20 protein-coding genes, 1 tRNA gene and 1 rRNA gene are annotated in these 18387 nt (G+C 45.7%); 8 read left to right on the top strand and 14 right to left on the bottom strand.

Annotated elements, in window-relative coordinates:
• Nucleotides 1–6: 6 nt before the first annotated feature.
• The 4 genes from rrf (at nt 7) to L865_RS0113840 (ending at nt 1914) form a co-directional block, all read left to right on the top strand.
• Nucleotides 7–122 (top strand): 5S ribosomal RNA (gene rrf, locus L865_RS0113855).
• Nucleotides 123–217: 95 nt separating this feature from the next.
• Nucleotides 218–294: transfer RNA gene (locus tag L865_RS0113850), tRNA-Asp, on the top strand.
• A gap of 899 nt (nt 295–1193) precedes the next feature.
• A complete protein-coding gene (locus L865_RS0113845; protein WP_028773783.1) occupies nt 1194–1448 on the top strand; it encodes a YkgJ family cysteine cluster protein in 255 nt (84 codons plus the stop codon).
• A gap of 10 nt (nt 1449–1458) precedes the next feature.
• A complete protein-coding gene (locus L865_RS0113840) occupies nt 1459–1914 on the top strand; it encodes an Rrf2 family transcriptional regulator (protein WP_028773782.1) in 456 nt (151 codons plus the stop codon).
• Nucleotides 1915–1918: 4 nt separating this feature from the next.
• Here L865_RS0113840 and L865_RS0113835 read toward each other — a convergent pair whose 3' ends face one another.
• The 4 genes from L865_RS0113835 to gpmM are packed head-to-tail and all read right to left on the bottom strand — an operon-like array spanning nt 1919 to nt 6615.
• The gene (locus L865_RS0113835) at nt 1919–2668 is read right to left on the bottom strand and encodes a divergent polysaccharide deacetylase family protein (protein WP_028773781.1); all 750 of its coding nucleotides are present in this window, start codon (nt 2666–2668) and stop codon (nt 1919–1921) included.
• 16 nt (nt 2669–2684) lie between these two features.
• Nucleotides 2685–3893 (bottom strand): S41 family peptidase, encoded by a 1209-nt coding sequence (locus tag L865_RS0113830; protein ID WP_028773780.1) that lies wholly within the window; start codon nt 3891–3893, stop codon nt 2685–2687.
• 33 nt (nt 3894–3926) lie between these two features.
• Nucleotides 3927–5063 carry a murein hydrolase activator EnvC family protein gene (locus L865_RS0113825; protein WP_211237699.1) on the bottom strand — a complete coding sequence of 379 codons (1137 nt, stop codon included), beginning with the start codon at nt 5061–5063 and terminating at the stop codon, nt 3927–3929.
• A 7-nt stretch (nt 5064–5070) separates the two neighbouring features.
• Entirely contained in the window at nt 5071–6615 is a 1545-nt protein-coding gene (gene gpmM / locus L865_RS0113820; protein ID WP_028773778.1) for a 2,3-bisphosphoglycerate-independent phosphoglycerate mutase, read from the bottom strand.
• 236 nt (nt 6616–6851) lie between these two features.
• Here gpmM and L865_RS0113810 point away from each other — a divergent pair, with 236 nt between their 5' ends.
• The 4 genes from L865_RS0113810 to L865_RS0113795 all read left to right on the top strand — a co-directional run bounded on the left by L865_RS0113810 (nt 6852) and on the right by L865_RS0113795 (nt 10312).
• Nucleotides 6852–7286 (top strand): rhodanese-like domain-containing protein, encoded by a 435-nt coding sequence (locus tag L865_RS0113810; RefSeq protein WP_028773777.1) that lies wholly within the window; start codon nt 6852–6854, stop codon nt 7284–7286.
• A 201-nt stretch (nt 7287–7487) separates the two neighbouring features.
• Nucleotides 7488–7976, top strand: coding sequence for a protein-export chaperone SecB (gene secB / locus L865_RS0113805; protein WP_028773776.1), 489 nt, complete (start codon nt 7488–7490; stop codon nt 7974–7976).
• 6 nt (nt 7977–7982) lie between these two features.
• Complete coding sequence (gpsA, locus tag L865_RS0113800) at nt 7983–9002, top strand: NAD(P)H-dependent glycerol-3-phosphate dehydrogenase (RefSeq protein ID WP_028773775.1); 1020 nt, start codon at nt 7983–7985, stop codon at nt 9000–9002.
• Nucleotides 9003–9127: 125 nt separating this feature from the next.
• Complete coding sequence (locus tag L865_RS0113795; RefSeq protein ID WP_028773774.1) at nt 9128–10312, top strand: BaiN/RdsA family NAD(P)/FAD-dependent oxidoreductase; 1185 nt, start codon at nt 9128–9130, stop codon at nt 10310–10312.
• A 33-nt stretch (nt 10313–10345) separates the two neighbouring features.
• Here the strand turns inward: L865_RS0113795 and L865_RS0113790 are convergent, their stop codons facing one another.
• From L865_RS0113790 to L865_RS0113735, 10 genes are all read right to left on the bottom strand, one after another.
• Nucleotides 10346–10780, bottom strand: coding sequence for a hypothetical protein (locus L865_RS0113790; RefSeq protein WP_028773773.1), 435 nt, complete (start codon nt 10778–10780; stop codon nt 10346–10348).
• Nucleotides 10771–11676, bottom strand: coding sequence for a cyanobactin maturation protease PatG family protein (locus L865_RS23845; RefSeq protein ID WP_051484615.1), 906 nt, complete (start codon nt 11674–11676; stop codon nt 10771–10773). Before L865_RS23845 ends, L865_RS0113790 begins: the two co-directional genes overlap by 10 nt.
• A gap of 13 nt (nt 11677–11689) precedes the next feature.
• Nucleotides 11690–12478: a cyanobactin maturation protease PatG family protein gene (locus tag L865_RS23840; RefSeq protein WP_051484614.1), complete on the bottom strand. Its 789-nt coding sequence runs from the start codon at nt 12476–12478 to the stop codon at nt 11690–11692.
• 37 nt (nt 12479–12515) lie between these two features.
• Nucleotides 12516–14384, bottom strand: coding sequence for a S8 family serine peptidase (locus L865_RS24590; RefSeq protein ID WP_051484613.1), 1869 nt, complete (start codon nt 14382–14384; stop codon nt 12516–12518).
• Between the two features lie 222 nt (nt 14385–14606).
• Nucleotides 14607–14876, bottom strand: coding sequence for a RebB family R body protein (locus L865_RS0113765; RefSeq protein WP_028773772.1), 270 nt, complete (start codon nt 14874–14876; stop codon nt 14607–14609).
• A 241-nt stretch (nt 14877–15117) separates the two neighbouring features.
• The gene (locus tag L865_RS0113760; RefSeq protein WP_028773771.1) at nt 15118–15792 is read right to left on the bottom strand and encodes a glycoside hydrolase domain-containing protein; all 675 of its coding nucleotides are present in this window, start codon (nt 15790–15792) and stop codon (nt 15118–15120) included.
• Nucleotides 15793–16083: 291 nt separating this feature from the next.
• Nucleotides 16084–16851: a hypothetical protein gene (locus L865_RS0113755; RefSeq protein ID WP_028773770.1), complete on the bottom strand. Its 768-nt coding sequence runs from the start codon at nt 16849–16851 to the stop codon at nt 16084–16086.
• A gap of 32 nt (nt 16852–16883) precedes the next feature.
• Nucleotides 16884–17207 (bottom strand): hypothetical protein, encoded by a 324-nt coding sequence (locus L865_RS23825; RefSeq protein WP_157577577.1) that lies wholly within the window; start codon nt 17205–17207, stop codon nt 16884–16886.
• Between the two features lie 122 nt (nt 17208–17329).
• Nucleotides 17330–17800 carry a hypothetical protein gene (locus tag L865_RS0113745; RefSeq protein ID WP_028773769.1) on the bottom strand — a complete coding sequence of 157 codons (471 nt, stop codon included), beginning with the start codon at nt 17798–17800 and terminating at the stop codon, nt 17330–17332.
• A gap of 303 nt (nt 17801–18103) precedes the next feature.
• Nucleotides 18104–18379, bottom strand: a complete 276-nt coding sequence (locus tag L865_RS0113735) for a hypothetical protein (RefSeq protein WP_037471164.1) — start codon at nt 18377–18379, stop codon at nt 18104–18106.
• Nucleotides 18380–18387: the final 8 nt, after the last annotated feature.

The following is an 18387-nucleotide window of genomic DNA, read 5'->3' as shown; positions in this document are numbered from 1 at the left end:
AATTTGTCTGGAAACCATAGCATTGTGGTCCCACCTGATCCCATCCCGAACTCAGAAGTGAAACGCAATTGCGCCGATGGTAGTGTGGGGTCTCCCCATGTGAGAGTAGGTCATTTCCAGACGCCTATTTAGATTTTCTTAGAAAATCGTGTCTCCTAGCTCTGACAAGCTAGCGACTTAAAAAGAATTTAGCATGATGCGTAAGCACTTTGCTAAAGGAGCGGTAGTTCAGTTGGTTAGAATACCGGCCTGTCACGCCGGGGGTCGCGGGTTCGAGTCCCGTCCGCTCCGCCAACATTACGATAAGCCCTAGCAGCAATGCTAGGGCTTTTTCGTATCCGTATTTCAAAGAAAAATCAAAGCAAAATACGCATGCGGTTTACTAAAGGAGCGGCAGTTCAGTTGCACTTACTTTGTTCCTGACAATGTTTAGCATACACTCCATCCCTGGAGATATTAGACTCTTTTAAAAAGAAAGCAGCCTGTCACGCCGGGGGTCGCGGGTTCGTCTCTTGATAAGAGCAAGTCCGCTTCGCCAACATTACGATAAGCCCTAGCAGCAATGCTAGGGCTTTTTCGTATCTGCAATTCAGTGAAAGACAATCGTGAGATACGAAAGCAATTCGCTAAGTAAGCTGTGGTTCAGTGGGGCTTATATTGTTCCCGACAATGTTTAGCACACTCTCTATCGATGGAGAGTTAGACTCTTTTGAATAGGAAGATGTATATCCATATACAGAGCCTGTTCGTTATCCATGGCCCTTGCTCTCGTAAACACATTGCTTTGCGATACTCGACGCCCCCCTACTTTTCAAAGACAATCAGTTAGTGCCCAAGTAACTGAACTGATCTAGCCGGTTTCAGTGCAATATACTCAAAGCATGATCCTTTGCCACTAGTGAGCGGAAGATTGATCTGGTTAGGAATCTATATTAAATCCTGTGCTACTATTAACATGTATTTATTTTATATGATTAGTGTGACTAGTATCGTGCAACTTTGAAAATTGTTGCTATAGCCATTAATAACATTAAGGTACAATCTTGGGCCGTTAACAAAAGGCATTGATTTAGTCTCAGAGACGGTGATTGCTATTGCATATATGTGATCTCAATAACGGCCCTTATCGTGCTGCTGTGATCAATGCGTAAGTCATATACCTAATTATAGGTATAATATAATTGGAATAATCAATGGAATGTCGATTAGGTTGTGGCGCTTGTTGTATTGCGCCTTCTATTACTACAGCAATTCCTGGTATGCCCGATGGTAAGCCTGCTGGAGTGCGCTGTATTCAACTTAACGAAGACAATTTATGTAAAATTTTTGGACAAACAGAACGTCCAGATGTTTGTTTACGATTTGCGGCAACCGAGGATGTGTGCGGCGCAACGAATGATGAAGCGATATGGTTAATCCAGTCGCTCGAAGCGGCCACTCAAAGTTAGAAGGGTTATCATGCAATTAACACGTTATACCGATTATGGTATTCGCACACTGATGTATCTTGCGATTCAACCGGAACGCGAGAGCTTATTCCGTATTGCTGAGATAACAGACGTGTTTGAGCTGTCTCCAAATCATGTTTCTAAGATTATTCATCATTTGGGCAAGCTTGGCTATATTCAAACATTGCGTGGCAAGAGTGGTGGCTTTCGGTTAGCAACACCAGCAAACGAAATCAATGTGGGTCAACTGGTGCGTCAGCTAGAAAACTCTCTTGCTGCTATCGACTGCAGTAAGCCTTACTGCCGTTTTACTCCAGCCTGTAAGCTCAAAGGTGTGCTAGCAGATGCTGTTGCAGCGTATTTAGCGGTGCTTGATCAATATACATTGGCTGATATTGTCAGTAACCAGTCAGAGTTGCGAGAACTGTTACCCGATTTAAATATTCCCGTTTTACAAATTGCTTAACGGCTTATTTAAGTCGCGTGGTCGCACTACCAGGTTGCTGGGCAATAGTGTAGGGCAATAACTGCGAAGCGTTGACCAATGTAATGCCTTGGCTGCTCAACCTATGTAAATTCTCGTTTAAGAAGTCGATGGTTTCTGGATACGGGTGGGCAATTGCTACAACCCGGCCCTGTTGATGGGCTAAGGTTATGAGCTGTTGGAACTGCTTCTCTAGACCAGTCGTTGATGTGTCATTGTCTAAAAAGATTTGCCGTCTGAGTGATGGAATTCCAATTGTGTCTGCGGTCGATCCTGCTCGTGTATAGCGAGTGGTAACACTATCAATAAAATACCCTTGCCGTTGTTTTAAACTTTCCATTAGCCATTGCATAGGCTCATCAAGTTGAGTTAACAAGCTGCCCATATGGTTATTCACTCCCACAGCAAACGGCACACTGTTAAAGGCAGAGTCTAGCTGTTGTTTGAACTCAAATTCATTCATTTGGTTGGTTAAGCCACCCGGACCAAGGGTTTTGCCGTTAAGCGCCTGCATTGGCACATGTAACATGATTTCATGGCCTTGCTGATGCGCATGTTGTGCTAAGGTTTCGCCTAAAGGAGTGTGGGGAAGAACGGATAATGTTATTGAGTTTGGCAAAGACAGTACGGCCTCATCGGTTTGACGATATCCAATATCGTCAATGATGATAGCGACTTTTGAAGCTTGTACTGCCTGAGTAAATATTAATATTGCTATAAAAAGAAATAAGCGCACTAGTTTTTATTTTTATTTATGAGCCCTTTTTGTTGAGCTCGCTATTGTTAATCCACGTGATGGCAGTGTTTACCATACTGTCATGGGGTGTAAGCTCGCTGATTATAGGCATACTTTGTGGTTCAGTCATAGCTGCTGTTTCAAATAAAATATCCGGAGCAATACCAATAGTATTGATATCATTGCCTTTCGGTGTAGTGTATTTCGCTATGGTTAGTTTGATGGCATTGCCCTCTATTAAGGTTGGGATCAAGCTTTGCACTGTGCCTTTTCCAAAACTCTGTTGGCCGATGAGTGTGGCGCGACCATTGTCTTGCAGGGCGGAAGCTAATACCTCAGAGGCGGAGGCAGACCCTTTATTAATTAACACCAGTAAGGGGACTTTTGCCATCATGGTTTGCGGAGAGGCATAGTAATCCGAATTGGCGTCGAAAAACCGACCTTGTGTTGACACGATGCGACCCTTGGCTAAAAAAATATCGGCTATGTTAATCGCTTCGTCTAGCAGGCCACCCGGATTGTTGCGTAGATCGAGAATCAGTCCACGTAGCGGCACGGTTTGCCATTTTGACAGCTGGGCTATCATCTCATCGGTAGAGTCGTGCTGAAAGCTGGCTAAGCGAATGTAGCCGACATCATCGGGCAACAGCTTTGCGGTAACCGACTGAATAGAAATTAAACTGGGCTCCATTGCCACCTGGTAGTCATTTTCAGAGCCCTGATGAGATAATGTCAGTGACAAGCGTAAGTCGTTGCTACTGTGGTGACGGATCTCTTTGAGTAACGCTTCTAACCCTTCAGCATCGACCGCTTTACCGTTAACTTTGACGATCTGGTCGCCAGCTTGAATTCCTGCTCTTTCTGCGGGAGAGTGGGGAAAAGGGCTAATAATGGTGACCTTGTCATCACTAATGGCGATTTCAATGCCAAAGCCAAAGTACTCGCCCTTATTTGAATCTCGCATTTCGCTATAGGCTTCGGTATCGAGAAAGTCAGAGTAAGGGTCGAGTTTTTTAAAAATACCACTGATGGCTGCATTGATCAGTTCACCTTCGCTAACATCGTCAACGTAATAGGTTTCTACGGTATTAATAACATCAAGTAATAGTGGGTAGTTAAGCTGAGCATTGAACGGTTGGGTGTTTTCTTTACCTGCCAGTGTGACCGATAGTCCTATGGTTAATCCGATAACAATACACAGTAAGTTTTGAATAAATCGTTGCATACACAGCCCCTATAATACGGGGATGTGCATCATCTAGCGTTTACAATATCGCGCCGGATCGATAGCTTGCCCCTTATGCCTTACTTCAAAGTATAGGCCAGGTTCGGTCTGTCCACCGGAACGTCCAACCAATGCGATGGATTCACCTTTGTTGACGGTGTCACCAGCGTTCTTTAGCAGGGCTTGTGCATGACCATAAAGGCTCATATAACCTTTACCATGATCGACTACCAACACCATACCAAAGCCACGCAACCAATCGGCGTATATTACTTTGCCCGCAGCAATGGCATTGACTTGCTGGCCTTCAGGGGCGGCCATTATCACCCCTTTCCATTTTACTTGGCCGGAACGGCGGCTACCGAAACCAGAACGAATCCGTCCTTTGGTGGGCCAATTGAGTTTATTTTTGCTTGAGAGCCCTTCCATTGCTGGGCTGTCTTGCATAGCTTTGAGTGCTTGTTCGACCACCCGCTTTAAACTGGCCTCTTCTATTTGCAACTGCTCAAGCTTTTCACCACGAGTGTTTAAGGTGCGTTGCAATTGCGCCAATGTATGTTGTCTTTGGGTTTGCTCTTCACTTAACGCTTTAGCTTGTTGGCGTTGTTCGATAACTAACTTATTGAGCTCAGCTTGTTTACTTGTTTGCGCTTGGTGTACCGCTTCTAGCTCTGACAAGGTTTGCTGCAGCTCGTTAATGGAGGCCATGCGGGCGTTATTAAGGTATTGATAATAAGCTAAAAGTCGCTCAATAGTTGCAGGGCTTTGCTGGTTGAGCAGCATTTTAGAGTAATCATGATTACCGGCCAGATAGGCACTGGCTAACTGATTTGCTAACGTTTCTTGTTGTGATTTTTTTAGAGTATCGAGCTTAGCTTGTTGCTGATTGAGCTTACCAAGTTCGTCGTCTGTCGTCGCTAACTCTGTTTGGGTTTGATTAACTTTGCGAGCAGCATTTGCGATGGCTTGTTCATCTTTTTTGAGTAACTGGATCAGCTTTTCTCGCTGGGCATTGGTGTCTGCTAACGCGGATTGTTGTTTGCTTATTTGCTGTTGAATGGCATCCAGCTCAGACTGACGTTGTTTCAGATCTGATGCCTGCGCTGCAAAACAAAATAACAGACAGCCAGCAATAATGCTGGCTGTATGGCGTATGCAATGTTTAACCAAAGACTATTTACTCACTTAGTGTGATGATATTGCGCCCAGTCATTTCTGTAGGCACTGTTTGTCCCATCAAGGTTAACATAGTTGGTGCTAAATCACTTAAGCGACCATTAGCGCTAATTTCGCCTTTGCGTCCAACGTAAATCAGCGGCACCAATTCACTGGTGTGCGCAGTATGTGCTTGGCCAGTGCTTTCATCGGTCATTTGCTCAGCATTGCCGTGGTCTGCGGTGATCAAACATTCACCGTCCACTTTAGCGAGCGCTTCTACAACACGGCCAATACAGCTATCTACCGCTTCACAGGCTTTAACCGCAGCATCAAAATTGCCAGTATGACCTACCATGTCACCGTTAGGGTAATTACAGATAATGACATCATATTCTGTAGATTCAATAGCTTCTACTAACTTATCGGTGAGTTCTGTCGAGCTCATCTCAGGTTGTAGGTCATAAGTAGCTACTTTGGGAGACTGAATCAGTTCTCGTTTTTCACCTTCAAATGGCTGCTCTTTACCGCCATTAAAGAAGAAAGTGACGTGCGCGTATTTTTCCGTTTCAGAGATGCGCAACTGGGTTTTACCGCTGTTTTGTAGAACTTCACCTAAGGTATTGACCAGATCAACCGATGGATATGCGATTGTGGCGTCAATATCAGCAGCATATTCAGTTAACATGACAAAGTTGACTTTAGGCGTCACATCGCGAGTAAAGCCATCAAAATTGGGATCGACAAAACTGCGAGTGATTTGACGCGCGCGGTCGGCACGGAAGTTCATGAAGATAAGTGCGTCATCATCGTTGAGGATGGCCACGTTGCCTTGAGTATCCGTTATGGCACTGCTAGTGACAAACTCATCATTTTCGTCGCGCTGATAAGCCGCTTCGAGTGCGTCAACTGCATTGTCAAACTGGTGTAAGCTCTTTCCTTGGGTAATCAGCTCATAGGCTTGTGAAACACGATCCCAGCGGTTATCGCGATCCATAGCATAGTAACGACCAATAATAGATGCTACCCGACCAGTGCCTAATGTAGTAAACAGATCATCAAAATGCGCCAAGCTTGATTTGGCGCTGCGAGGCGGTGTATCGCGTCCATCTAAAAATGCATGCAGGTAGACCTGCTTAGCACCGCGACTGACGGCCAATTTGCACATGGCTTCAACATGAGCCTCGTGACTGTGTACGCCACCGGGTGAAAGTAAGCCCATAATATGCACCGCGCCATTGGCTGCGATTGCTTTATCAACTGCTGCAGTTAGTGCGGGGTTGCTATCGAATTCACCATCGTCAATTGCTTTACCTATGCGGGTTAGCTCTTGATAGACCACTCGACCAGAGCCGATGTTGATATGGCCAACTTCTGAGTTACCCATTTGACCATCTGGCAGACCAACATCAATGCCGGAACCTGAAATTAAGCTGGTTGGGTAAGTGCTATTTAATCGATCCAATACCGGTGTGTTCGCATGAAATACTGCATTATTGTCAGTGTTTTCGCGGTAACCCCAGCCATCGAGGATCAGCAAGGCCAATGGGCGTTTGCGTGTCGTCATGGTGGTACCTTTTAAAGTTTAAGAGTTGTTAGAAATCGAAATTGGTTAAATATTACTACGTATGGGGGGGATGAAAAAGCCATTTACACCAATTACAGCTATCGGTTTTGTGATAAATGCCCGCTTAGTCTATGTCTCAGGCGCCCAGAGCATGAACAACTTGCTGCAATCTTATGCCGCTTTGGTATACTCTGTGCCCTTACTGAACTTCCAGCCACTGAAGTAGGCCGTTAACCATGCAAGAATATATTGAATTTTTCCGCGCTAACCCATTATTGAGCCTCGCTTGGGTGGGTTTATTTATTGGACTCTTGGTGAGTGTTTATAAATCTAGCGTATCTAAAGTAACCAATGTTGATCATCAACAAGCCACTTTATTGATTAACAAGCAAGACGCTAAAGTCGTTGATGTGCGTAGTAAAGAAGAGTTTAAAAAGGGTCATATTGTTGGTGCAATCAACATTCCTTTGTCTGATATTAAAAATAATCAGATGTCAGCCCTTGAAAACGATAAAGCCAGTCCCATTATAATGGTATGCAATGCGGGAATGGTTTCTACCCAAGCTGCACAACTTATGGTTAAGGCGGGTTTTGAATCTGTGCATAGCCTTAAGGGCGGTATGGGCGATTGGCAACAGAACAACTTACCTGTTTCCAAGAGCAAGCGATAAATTAGTCGCCAAATGATTGCTTTATAACGGCATCATTAAGTAGAGTATCACCTCTTAAATCAGCTCAAATGATCATTGCGATTGTTTGAGGACACTAAAAAACTGGGATGGTGGCGAAGGTCTTAATCGGCCTAAGTAACAAAAGCCCTTAAGCAGTGTTTCCAATTAGGGAAGCAGTAACAAATTATTAGGTAGGAAATTATGGCTGAAGAAGTAGCAAGCAACGAAGAACAGGCTCCACAATTCAATATCCAACGTGTTTACACTAAAGATATCTCTTTTGAAACACCAAACAGCCCAGCTGTTTTCCAAAAAGAGTGGAATCCAGAAGTTAAGCTAGATCTTGATACTCGTAGCGCTAAGCTAGCTGATGACGTATATGAAGTTGTCCTGTCTCTGACTGTTACTGCTAAAAACGGTGAAGAAACGGCATTCCTTTGTGAAGTACAGCAAGCGGGTATCTTTGCGATCGGCGGCCTAACTGAGCAACAACTTGCTCACTCTTTAGGTGCATATTGCCCTAACGTGCTATTCCCATATGCTCGTGAAACTGTTGGTAGCCTAGTGGCTCGTGGTACTTTCCCACAACTAAACCTAGCACCAGTGAACTTTGACGCACTATTTGCTCAATATGTTCAACAGCGTCAAGCATCAGCTGAAACAGAAGCTACTGAAGAAGCAAGCGCTTAATCACGCATGAAAAATACTGCCGATATTACGGTACTGGGGGCGGGCTCTTATGGCACCGCCCTTGCTATTTCTTTAGCCAGTAACGGTCATAAAACCCTTTTGTGGGGCCATGAGCCTGAGCACATCGCCAATCTAAAGCGCGATCGTGCTAACGAAGAGTTTTTGCCTGGCATTGCCTTGCCAGAATTACTGCAACCTGAAGCAGACCTAGCAGCGGCCCTTAACGCCTCTAACAATGTATTAGTTGTTGTGCCGAGTCATGTATTTGGCTTAGTGCTCAAACAAGCTAAACCTTTGTTGCGTGATGACGCGCGTATTGTTTGGGCGACTAAAGGGCTAGAGCCTGAAACCGGGCGCTTGCTGCAAGAAGTCGCCGGTGACATTTTAGGTGACAACTATCCATTAGCGGTATTATCCGGTCCAACTTTTGCTAAAGAGCTGGCCGCCGGTATGCCTACTGCTATTTCGGTGGCGGGAACCGATGAAACCTTTACCAATGATCTCGTTGAGCTCCTACATAGCCCAAAGCGTCTGCGTGTATACGCAAATGATGACTTTACTGGCTTGCAGCTTGGCGGTGCGGTGAAGAATGTTATCGCGATTAGTGCTGGCATGTCAGATGGCATCGGTTTTGGTGCCAATGCTCGTACGGCATTGATCACCCGTGGTCTGGTTGAGCTTTCAAGACTAGGTGAAGCCATTGGTGCCCAAAGCGCCACCTTTATGGGGATGGCTGGACTGGGTGATTTGGTACTAACTTGTACCGATAATCAGTCGCGTAACCGTCGTTTTGGATTGGCCTTAGGTCAAGGAAAAGATGTCGATGCTGCGCAACAAGAAATTGGTCAAGTGGTTGAAGGCTATCGTAATACCAAAGAAGTTTACACCTTGGCTAAGCGATTAGGTGTGGAAATGCCAATCACTGAGCAGGTTTATAAAGTATTGTACCAAGGCGGTACGCCCCATGAAGCGGCTAAAGCTTTATTGGCTAGAGATAAGAAATCTGAAACAGCCGATAATGAATAGCTTGATGTGGTTTATGCCATAAAGCTTTAAAGGGTGCTAAAATAGCGCCCTTTTTTATTGTCTGCCGTCACAGCGACGCACCGACAAAAAGTGTATGCAGCGAATCCATGCAAGAGGTTGTTTAAGTGAAACATCATAACGTCATTATTATTGGTGCTGGCGCGGCCGGACTCATGTGCGCAGCGACAGCAGGTTATCGTGGACGTGACGTATTGGTGCTAGATCATGCTAAACAAGCGGGTAAGAAAATTCTTATCAGCGGGGGTGGTCGCTGTAATTTCACTAATCAAAAAGTTGAACCAAGTAATTTCATCTGTCGTAATCCACACTTCGTAAAATCGGCTTTAGCACGTTATCGTTCCAGTGATTTTATAGAGCTCGTTGAGCGTCACGGAATTGAATACCATGAACGTGACCATGGGCAACTGTTTTGCAATGACTCGGCAAAAGAAATTGTGGCAATGCTGCTAACCGAGTGTGAGTGGGCTGGTGCTCAGGTGCAGCTACGTACAGAGATTATTGACATTGCCCGCCAAGACAGTGGTGTATTTATCATTAACAGCAGTAAAGGCCAATACAGCTGTGATTCATTGGTGATTGCAACAGGTGGCCTTTCTATGCCTAAACTCGGGGCTACACCCTTTGGTTATAAAGTTGCCGAGCAGTTTGGGTTAACCTTGCTGCCGACTCATGCAGGCTTGGTACCCTTTACCTGGCATAGTGAGCAAAGGGCGCGCTTTGAGCCGCTGTCAGGCATCGCTGTGCCCAGTACTATCACGGCTAAAGATGGCACTGAGTTTAGTGAAGCCCTGCTATTTACCCACCGCGGCCTATCAGGCCCGGCTATTCTGCAAATTTCCAATTATTGGCGTGCCGGTGAAACTATCAGTATTAATCTGCTGCCGCATATGGATGTGGCAGAGTCACTGCAGCATATGACCACTCAGCATCCTAAGCAAAGTTTGCGTAACACCCTAAGTCAATGGCTACCTAAGCGGCTCATTGAAGTCTTGTTTGATGAAGCTTTGCTTAACATGGCGCTCAATCAGCTTGTCCATGCTCAGCGCGATCAAATTGTTGCCGATCTGCATCAATGGCAGCTATTAATGAACGGCACAGAGGGTTACCGCACCGCTGAAGTCACCTTAGGTGGTGTTGATACCGATGAGCTGTCATCTAAAGATATGCAAAGCAAAAAGGTGCCGGGTTTGTATTTTGCTGGTGAAGTGATGGATGTTAGCGGCTGGCTTGGTGGCTTTAACTTTCAGTGGGCATGGGCGTCTGGTGTTGCGGTCGGGCAATCTGCTTAATATTGTTCATAAAGGGTAATCAATAATATAAATTCAATATTTATTGTTTACTTTTATGGATAAGTTTCTTGAGCGTTGCAGTCGTTGTTGAGCGATGGCAACGCTCTTAGACACAGGCTGATTTAAGCTTTGTGTTACCGCGTGGTTGACTATTGAGCAGCAATCTTGCTTGCCCCATTGATAGGATTTTTCGCCTTGCTTGGCAAAACTTTCCACAAACTGGGTGACTTGCTGGCTTGATAATGTCGAACTCAATGTTTGGCATTGGGTGGATGCGGTCTGCAACTGTTTTTCCGCCCCCACACCCGATAAACCATAAGATAAACTCTGCACTAGCTTGCCATCTTGGTCGAGGACCTGCGCATAACAGTGTTTGAGCCTTGGATGACCGCTCTGGTTTGCGCTTGCCCACAAGTTATTGGTACAGAGCTTTAAGGTATATTGCTCACTTTGTCCTGTTAGTGGCATAGATGCTGTTTCCAAGGCACGGTGATAAATGGGTATTCGCCGGTGACATCGACAGCGCAATACCAGCTTTGGCTGGCGCCAGTATTAATGCCTTGATAGTGAAATATCACCTTAGCGATGAGCCTATCGCCACTGGTTTGGGTTTTGACTTGGACGTTCACCAGCTGGTACCCACTTGGGTTGGCTCCCGATGTGTTGGGTTGATAGCAAAACCCATAGGTTTCTGTATAAATTTTATCGTTATTGTATAGGGTGAAATTAATCGCTCGTTCCGCATCAGATTCACCGTTGTTAGCGTTAAGTGATAACAGTTCATTGACCACTTGGGTAAAGGATGTGCTTTTGCTTTGTTCCTGTTGGGCAACTTGTTGCAAAGCCGGGGTGTTGGTTGCGGTGATATTACTGACCGCAACACGTCCGTCAGCTAAGCGTTGGCCAACAAGAATAATATTACCGGTGTCTGGACTCAAAGCGGAGATCAACTGTAATAAGCACTGGTTGGAAGTCGGTAATAGACTGAATAGATGATTGTTGTCGGTATTTTCTAGCACCCAATTCATCTCTCTGGCAATGTATAAGTTTTGCGGTTGGCTGAGGCCGTTATATAGCCACTTTGACTGTTGTGGTTGGCTGTTGATTTGTTCGAGTTCGACTTGATCGCTGGCCATGCTGTTAGCTGGAGGCGGTGTTCCGGCTATTTGGCTCGCTTGCAAAAACTCCTGCTCCAAACTTAGCGATGGAAATAGCGCATTGATTTTACCCACCACATAAATCCAGTTGTTTGTATCGTCATGATTGGCAGGTTCAATGGAGGGTTTTTTTAAGCCATGCCATGGGAGCTGCTGTTGCACACCGTTCCCTGTGATGTTGTTGGCTTGTATTGATAGGCTTTTCATCAGATCACCTCAGTTAATTGGCTGGCACAAATGTGCGTAGCGGGAAAGTAAGGAAAGGGTTTTGATCGCTCACGTCGATGCCACAGGCATAAAAATTATTTATGCCGTTTTGGTTAAACCCTAAGATGACTTCAACAACAGTTCTGTTATCAACGGCAGTGCTGAACTGAAAACTCAAGCTTTGTAAGCTGGTTAGATTAAGACTTTGCTGTTGGCTTAAGCTGGGTAGTTGAGTCATAAGAAAATTGACCGCGCGATCAGCATCGCTAATGCCACTGTTGGCTTTGATTGGTAACAGCTCGGACTGTTGTTGGTCGAGCGTTAGTAAGTTGCTTGTCATCACTAAAGGAAGATTGAGATTGCCACAATAACTAGCAGGCGCTTTGGGGCCTAACATGCCACACAGCGTAACGGCTGAGGGGGCGAGTGAGGGGTTAAGAGCTGAAATAAAGGCATTTAGCACAATTTCAGAGCTGGGAACCATTAAGTAGCTGTCGACATCATTGATAGTAAACACCCAGCAAGCTTGCTCAGCTAAATAGGCATAGGGGTGGACGCTAAGCTGACTCTCCCCTGGTGCACTTATCGTGTGAGAGAACACCGCGTAGTAATCACCCTTGGTTGCCTTTATTGTTTGCGATGCAGCATTAAATTCATGTTGCAGATCGAGCGTAGCGAAGTAGGGGCGGAATTGACCGATAGCAAATACAAAAGTTTGCTCACCACCGCCGCAGTTTTGCGGTGCGATGCTAGCTGTGACATCCCTCGTGCCCGTGGGATTAGATTGTGTAGTCGTTGTCATAATTAAACTCCTTTTTATACGGATAACGTATGTGGATTCAAGACACTAAGGTGTAGGGAATAAAAGGTTGAATCGCGCTACTGATAAAAGGAAAGCAACCGGAAACATCGACACAACAATAGTAGTGTTTTTGTTGGTCACTATCGTTTGCCTGATAAGTGAAAACCACATCAACCAGGGTTTGATTTGATTCGATGTCAGCGTAATTGCAATTTACATCGGCTAGGAAATATTGGTTTGCATCGCCATTATTTGAGCTGTTCTTGTTTTTTAGCTGGTGGGTATGTTGGTAAACATCGGGATAACGAAACGCCAAATAGTTTTTTGCGCGGGCAAAGTCATTGTCTCCGGCGTTAGGGTTGAGCTCCAATTGGCGGATAACATCTTGAATGGCATCAGAACTGGCGCCAGTATAGCTCTTTAACATGTTGTGCAGCTCATCCATGGTTTGGCTGAAGAGCTGTTCACACATTAAAGTGGGCAGCGAGTTCTGGCTGTCGTTAGGGCCGATATAGCCTATGACAGTAGAGTAAACGGGTTGCAAGGTATTTGGCTGCGGTTTTAGGGCGGCAATACATTGTTGTAATTCAACGATGGAGCGCGGCACCACCAAATAGTGGTTAGCGCCATCAATGCTTAGTTGCCACTGTGCTTGAGCCGCAAGGTATAAATAAGGATATTGCCTTGTTTGACTGTCTTGGTGACTAAACACTTGATAGTAATCTAGCTCGCTGACTTTTAACTGTTGTGCGGCGCTGTCAAAAGCTTGTTGAACCCCTTGATTGGGAAAAGTCACGGTTAAGATACCAACAGCATAGGCCAGTGGTGGGGGCGAGGGTTGATCGGTTTGGCAACTACAGGCGCCGTTTGCTTGTTGGCAGCCACAAGATTGCGGGCTGAGTGATTGTATATTTGCTTGCTGCATGTCTATTTGCTGCACTTCTATGCTGCCATCACCGGCCTTATTCGCTTGGCTTGATGCAGATGGTGTGTTGATTGGTGTTGTTGTCATCATTTGCGGTTCTCGAGGGTTGGCGGGTAAGTCACGGTTAAGTTGTCCTAAGCTCGCCTCGCCATCTAGTGCGCTTGGGATGTTAGCTTGCTGCTTAGGGCCATGATGCATTAAAGCGTCGTAGATAGTTTGTGAAGTTACGCTGGGGTTTAAGCTCCACAACAGGGCTGCTGCGCCGGTAACAAAAGGTGCAGCAGCGCTGGTCCCAGTCATTTGTTTATAGCCACCGCCCGCAGCGGTACTGGTGATTTGATCCCCTGGTGCGAGCAAACCATGTTCAGCTACCCATTGGCCCGTATTGGCGCTAGGCAGTATTTGTCCTTGAGCATCGACTGCACTTACCGCAATAACCCAAGGGTGGGCGAAGATGCTATTCACCTCTTCGCTGAATTGATTACCGCTGGCACCGACAAGTAGCACGTCATTTTGTTTTGCTTTGTCGTAGGCTTGCTTTAGCTCGGCGGATAAGGGCTCGGGTTGGCCACTCAAGCCGACACTCATATTGATAATATCTGCACCAGCATCAATACACTGATTGACCGCATCGGCAAGCTGCTGTTGTGTGACCGGCGGGCAGCTTGCTAGGTCATCGGCTTGACAAAATATTGGCCGGGCTAGGAAGGTACATTGCGGGCAGATTCCGGGTGCTTGCGAGTCTCGGTTAGCGGCTAAGATACCGGTAATAAAGGTGCCGTGTTGGCATGAAGGAGCATCGGCCGAGTCACAGGTTACTGTTTGGGAGTCGTCTAGCATCTTGAGATTGGTTTGGGAAAAATCGGCATGCTGCCCATCAATGGCGCCATCAATAATTGCCACTACAATTTCTGGGTTGCCTTGGCTTTGATGGTAAAGCTGACCAAGTTGGAAATTGGCCTTGGGGTTTATATTGTTCACCTTGTTTGCCTTTTGGTTAGTGGCTTGAAGCCATCAATATAGCCAGCTATTTGGGCTAAGAATTGGATTAACTTAGGTGACTGATTGGCGTTTTTTCGTAACTTATTTAGTCAATCTAAAGGGGAAAAAGTAATGCCTGAACACGAGTGTTCAGGCATTTTTTGATGTTTAGCATAATAATGACAGCCTGCTTTGGGCCGCTAGAGATTAAGCTGCTAGAAACTAGGCTCCTAGAATGGTTTTGGTCGCCATGCCAGTACTGGCGGTGTCGATGGAATACAGGGTAGTAACGCCCATTGTGGTTGCCGCTTGTGCGGTTACTGCCATCTGTTGCTGCGCCGAAGTCGCATTGTGGGCAGCATTACCGAGTGCTTGAGAAGTCGCTTGGAACAAGTTACCCATAGAGAGTGCTGGTGCATCGCCAAGTACCTTTACATTAGCTTGGGTGACGGAATCGGTGATTTGATCGTTGACTGCTGTAGGGAATGCCATTGTAAATTTCCTTATTCTTTCGATTGTGAATGAGTTAAAAGCCCTGTTGTTCAAACGGGTGACTTTCAACGCAAATTATAGAAATTAAATACACAATAAAGATTGGCAAAACAACGCAATCGAAATGGTACAACTTAGGGGCTTTTATGCATTTTTGTGGTGCATGGCATCGCCATGTAGGTTAGAAACAAAGCCATCACACAGTACAAGACCGTGTGATGTCTGCGCCACGATAGGGGGGTTATTGATAATACGCCCAGCGGATTTTGCAGGAATCGTTATTTTCTCCAATTGAGATGCTATGGAACTGACTTTCACCTAGCCCATTGGCGCAACTAATTGACTGTAGAACATTGTTACCTGATGTCGGTGCTTCAGATGGACAGCTACAACCTGATGTATTGCCATAGTAATAACCTACGGAATAGCCTGCATCGAGGACGTAATCGCATAACGCTTTTAGATACTGCTTAGTTTGTTCTGCGGTAAAGCTCTTATCATCTGGCTGAGCACTTAAGGCATTAATACTCTCTATATCTATCCACACCGTGATCCCTAAAGGTAGTCCAACATGGTTGAGCTCTGCGACGATAATTTTGCCGTTGGCATTTGCTTCATCGGCAATGCTAGTCGCTTTGATAGGTTTGGTTTGTGGTATTTTATATAGCGGCATTAGCGATAATCCACTACCGCCTTCATCAGCTGCTAGCATAATGCTATAGGCTTCTAAATTGGTTAAAAAGTGTTGGGGTTCTTTGCTGTCTTTAGAAGAAATGCCTATTTCTCTAAGACAAAAACTGTAGTCTTCTGTTTGGTATTGGTCGGCGAGAATAGGATTAACCACTGCGCTAGACACAAAGCCTTTTGCGTGGCGGGTCGCCACTTCAGTTTGTGCTCTTAAATTAAAATCTTCCATGTAAGATGTTCCTCTATTAAATGCTGTAAGTGCTTGAATAGAGCTAGCTTGATCAACATTGTGGTATTACTTAACTGTCGTCGTGCGGCTCCATGTTCAGATCAAAAGCGCTAGCTCTTGATAGAATAACTATAACTAGCGTGACTTTTACCAACTTGGAATAGTTAACCATCTACTTGGTAAAACTTACGATTCCTTAGCGATTTGTTGCGCATCTTTGCTACTAAAGATTTTAGCTGCGTTGGTGTGATTCGGCTGTGGTATCGCGCCCATCAAAGATGGGCTTTAGGGTTAACAGGGTAAGGCAGATTTTGGAGCGGTTGATGTGAGTGATGCCGATATGTACGCGAGGGCTTTTTCCGGCAGTTTATCTACTTCCCAGATAAACAATCCGCCAATATCATAGTGTTTCACCGTGTTCAAAAAGTAATCTAAGTTGTCGTCGGTTAATCCTGCTGGCGTGAGCGCTAAAATAATGTGTTTTCTAGCGACGCCATTGGCTAACGTACGTTCAATTGCTGGGCGTACATTTTGCTCAATATCTTGCATGCTCCACATCTGTGCGCCGTAACACATCAAGATAAAACGGTTGGTGCAATTGGCTGCAGCGATATTTTTCACAGCCTGATTAGTGGCCGCACCTAAAGTGGAGCTGTTAGGGTTGTTATAATCCCAACCTGCGCTAAACGTGTAGCTGCTTTGTTTTGGCGTTAGTTGCTGCATGGTGTCGATTACCATTGCAATATTCATGTTACTTTCATCATCAAAGTCAACACCATCCCAATAGTGGTTTTTAGTGCACTGCACTATCTGCTCTATGCCTTGATCTGAATCTGGCATGTTGTTCGGTGCAGCGCCCCCACCACCATAGGTCCACATCACTGTCGCTAGGCTGTTTCTGGGCGCACTTACTTTTGTTGGGCTCCAACCTGGTGCATCCGCTGTACCTGTGGTTAGGCCAGTAAGATTAGTGACCATGCCATACATAATGACATCAAATTGTGGTGGGACTTGATAGTGAATATTTTGGGTCCAGCCACCGATAATAAAGTTGGCCATTTGATCTCCTTATCGTTAAAAATATGCTGATGTTAGCTAGAAGGGAAGCCTGTTAATACACCACTGGCTGCCGCTCCAATGGCTGTGTAGTTGGCAATGCAGGCGGTTTCCATGGTTGCGATGGCGGTGGTTACCGCGGTAAAGGTTGCCACATCTTCAGTAGCAAGCAGCTGCCCCAAGGCCGCACCGCGCGCTGTGTTACTCATGGTTTGGACATTGCGCAGTGAGTCAGTGGCATCTTGAATGGTAATACCGGCAGATTGGGCAACAGCCTGATAAGCTTTACCTGCGCTAGCGGCTTTGTTGGCCGCCGCCATGGCCTTAGCAGAGCTGATGCTAACATTATTGCTTGGCATTATTGTGGTTTACCTATTTTATAACGGTAGTATTTTGACCGAGTTTTGCTTGTTGAGTCGAGCGGCACGCTTTGGTTACAACACTTGACTAGGCGGCCACTGGGTGATTCTCACAACAGCGTTCAAACCCAGGCAACACCTGCTAAGTGGTTCAATGTGTAATTACCACCGTTATTTTGGGCTGAAACAGTTACTGTGGCAGGCTCTCTGTCGTGACCCCGGCCATTTTGAGTATGACTGACTCGCGCGAATCTGAGTTCGCATTTGGTTGTCTTACCTGATTTTGAGGGTTTACATTGGGGGGTGCCAAGGGCTTGTGAGAACCGTGCGGCAACCTCGTTACAGCTAGCATGGATGACCGTACTATTATTATCCCAGCGAGTTAACGGACTCAGTATGGCGTAAGGGTTATTATCATCGGGCATGATATGGCGCAACGCAAAACGTTCAGTCACCGAAACATTGCCACTGGTACAGGCTATCTGAGCATAGGGGGTCTCCAATATCTCTTCATGAGTCATACTTGGTGTGATACTAGATTGTTGGTTTGATTGCGGTGCTGTGCTTAAGCGCAGTTTATGTTGATATAGCATAGTATCCTCTCGTGTTGTGTTGTCGGAAATAAGCGATTATTTACCCATTGGTCAGCAGCAACATTTTAAGTGTCTTTGACTTGTGGTCTCGCTTGCAAACACTTGCGCTAGCCTGTTGGTAAATATGCTGGTTTATGACCAATATAGGGTTGGTAAATTTGTTTAACTTGGTAAAAGTTGCCAATGACTTGGTAGAACATGGGATCACGTGATTACGCTTTATTCTGTGCAATAAAAAGCGCTTTATGCATCATAAGTGATAAAGCGCTGATAGACGTTGCTGGTGGACAAAGGGGATTAATATCACTCGGTATCAACCACCGCCTGAGTGGCTAGGCGCTCTGCTTCCTCTGGGGTGAGTATTGAGCCTTTGCCACTAATTTGCCTCGCGACCGCTTCATCAGCCGCAATGACCGCATCGCGGGCAATTTGCTCAGCCTGCTCCGGTGAGGTGCTGCTGTAACCGGTCGATTCTTTTGCGGTGTCAATATCGGCATCGACGACGGCTTTGGTGGCAGCCGCTTCTTCAGCAATGACTTTTTTCTCTGATGCTTGCTCTAATTGTTGATCTCGGTTCATGGTTGATA

Source organism: Shewanella waksmanii ATCC BAA-643 (genome assembly GCF_000518805.1).
In the GTDB taxonomy this organism is placed as follows: domain Bacteria; phylum Pseudomonadota; class Gammaproteobacteria; order Enterobacterales; family Shewanellaceae; genus Shewanella; species Shewanella waksmanii.
Note: the sequence above shows the minus strand (reverse complement) of the source record. Positions and strands in the feature narration are given on the sequence as shown.

What these genes read in the sequence shown, in the direction of transcription:
- L865_RS0113755 (WP_028773770.1), bottom strand. Translation starts at nt 16,851, where the DNA reads ATGGCCAACTTTATTATCGGTGGCTGGACCCAAAATATTCACTATCAA.
- gpsA (WP_028773775.1), top strand. Translation starts at nt 7,983, where the DNA reads ATGAAAAATACTGCCGATATTACGGTACTGGGGGCGGGCTCTTATGGC.
- L865_RS0113745 (WP_028773769.1), bottom strand. Translation starts at nt 17,800, where the DNA reads ATGCTATATCAACATAAACTGCGCTTAAGCACAGCACCGCAATCAAAC.
- L865_RS0113810 (WP_028773777.1), top strand. Translation starts at nt 6,852, where the DNA reads ATGCAAGAATATATTGAATTTTTCCGCGCTAACCCATTATTGAGCCTC.
- gpmM (WP_028773778.1), bottom strand. Translation starts at nt 6,615, where the DNA reads ATGACGACACGCAAACGCCCATTGGCCTTGCTGATCCTCGATGGCTGG.
- L865_RS0113735 (WP_037471164.1), bottom strand. Translation starts at nt 18,379, where the DNA reads ATGAACCGAGATCAACAATTAGAGCAAGCATCAGAGAAAAAAGTCATT.
- L865_RS0113765 (WP_028773772.1), bottom strand. Translation starts at nt 14,876, where the DNA reads ATGGCATTCCCTACAGCAGTCAACGATCAAATCACCGATTCCGTCACC.
- L865_RS0113845 (WP_028773783.1), top strand. Translation starts at nt 1,194, where the DNA reads ATGGAATGTCGATTAGGTTGTGGCGCTTGTTGTATTGCGCCTTCTATT.
- L865_RS23840 (WP_051484614.1), bottom strand. Translation starts at nt 12,478, where the DNA reads ATGACAACGACTACACAATCTAATCCCACGGGCACGAGGGATGTCACA.
- L865_RS0113790 (WP_028773773.1), bottom strand. Translation starts at nt 10,780, where the DNA reads ATGCCACTAACAGGACAAAGTGAGCAATATACCTTAAAGCTCTGTACC.
- L865_RS23845 (WP_051484615.1), bottom strand. Translation starts at nt 11,676, where the DNA reads ATGAAAAGCCTATCAATACAAGCCAACAACATCACAGGGAACGGTGTG.
- L865_RS23825 (WP_157577577.1), bottom strand. Translation starts at nt 17,207, where the DNA reads ATGCCAAGCAATAATGTTAGCATCAGCTCTGCTAAGGCCATGGCGGCG.
- secB (WP_028773776.1), top strand. Translation starts at nt 7,488, where the DNA reads ATGGCTGAAGAAGTAGCAAGCAACGAAGAACAGGCTCCACAATTCAAT.
- L865_RS0113840 (WP_028773782.1), top strand. Translation starts at nt 1,459, where the DNA reads ATGCAATTAACACGTTATACCGATTATGGTATTCGCACACTGATGTAT.
- L865_RS0113830 (WP_028773780.1), bottom strand. Translation starts at nt 3,893, where the DNA reads ATGCAACGATTTATTCAAAACTTACTGTGTATTGTTATCGGATTAACC.
- L865_RS0113760 (WP_028773771.1), bottom strand. Translation starts at nt 15,792, where the DNA reads ATGGAAGATTTTAATTTAAGAGCACAAACTGAAGTGGCGACCCGCCAC.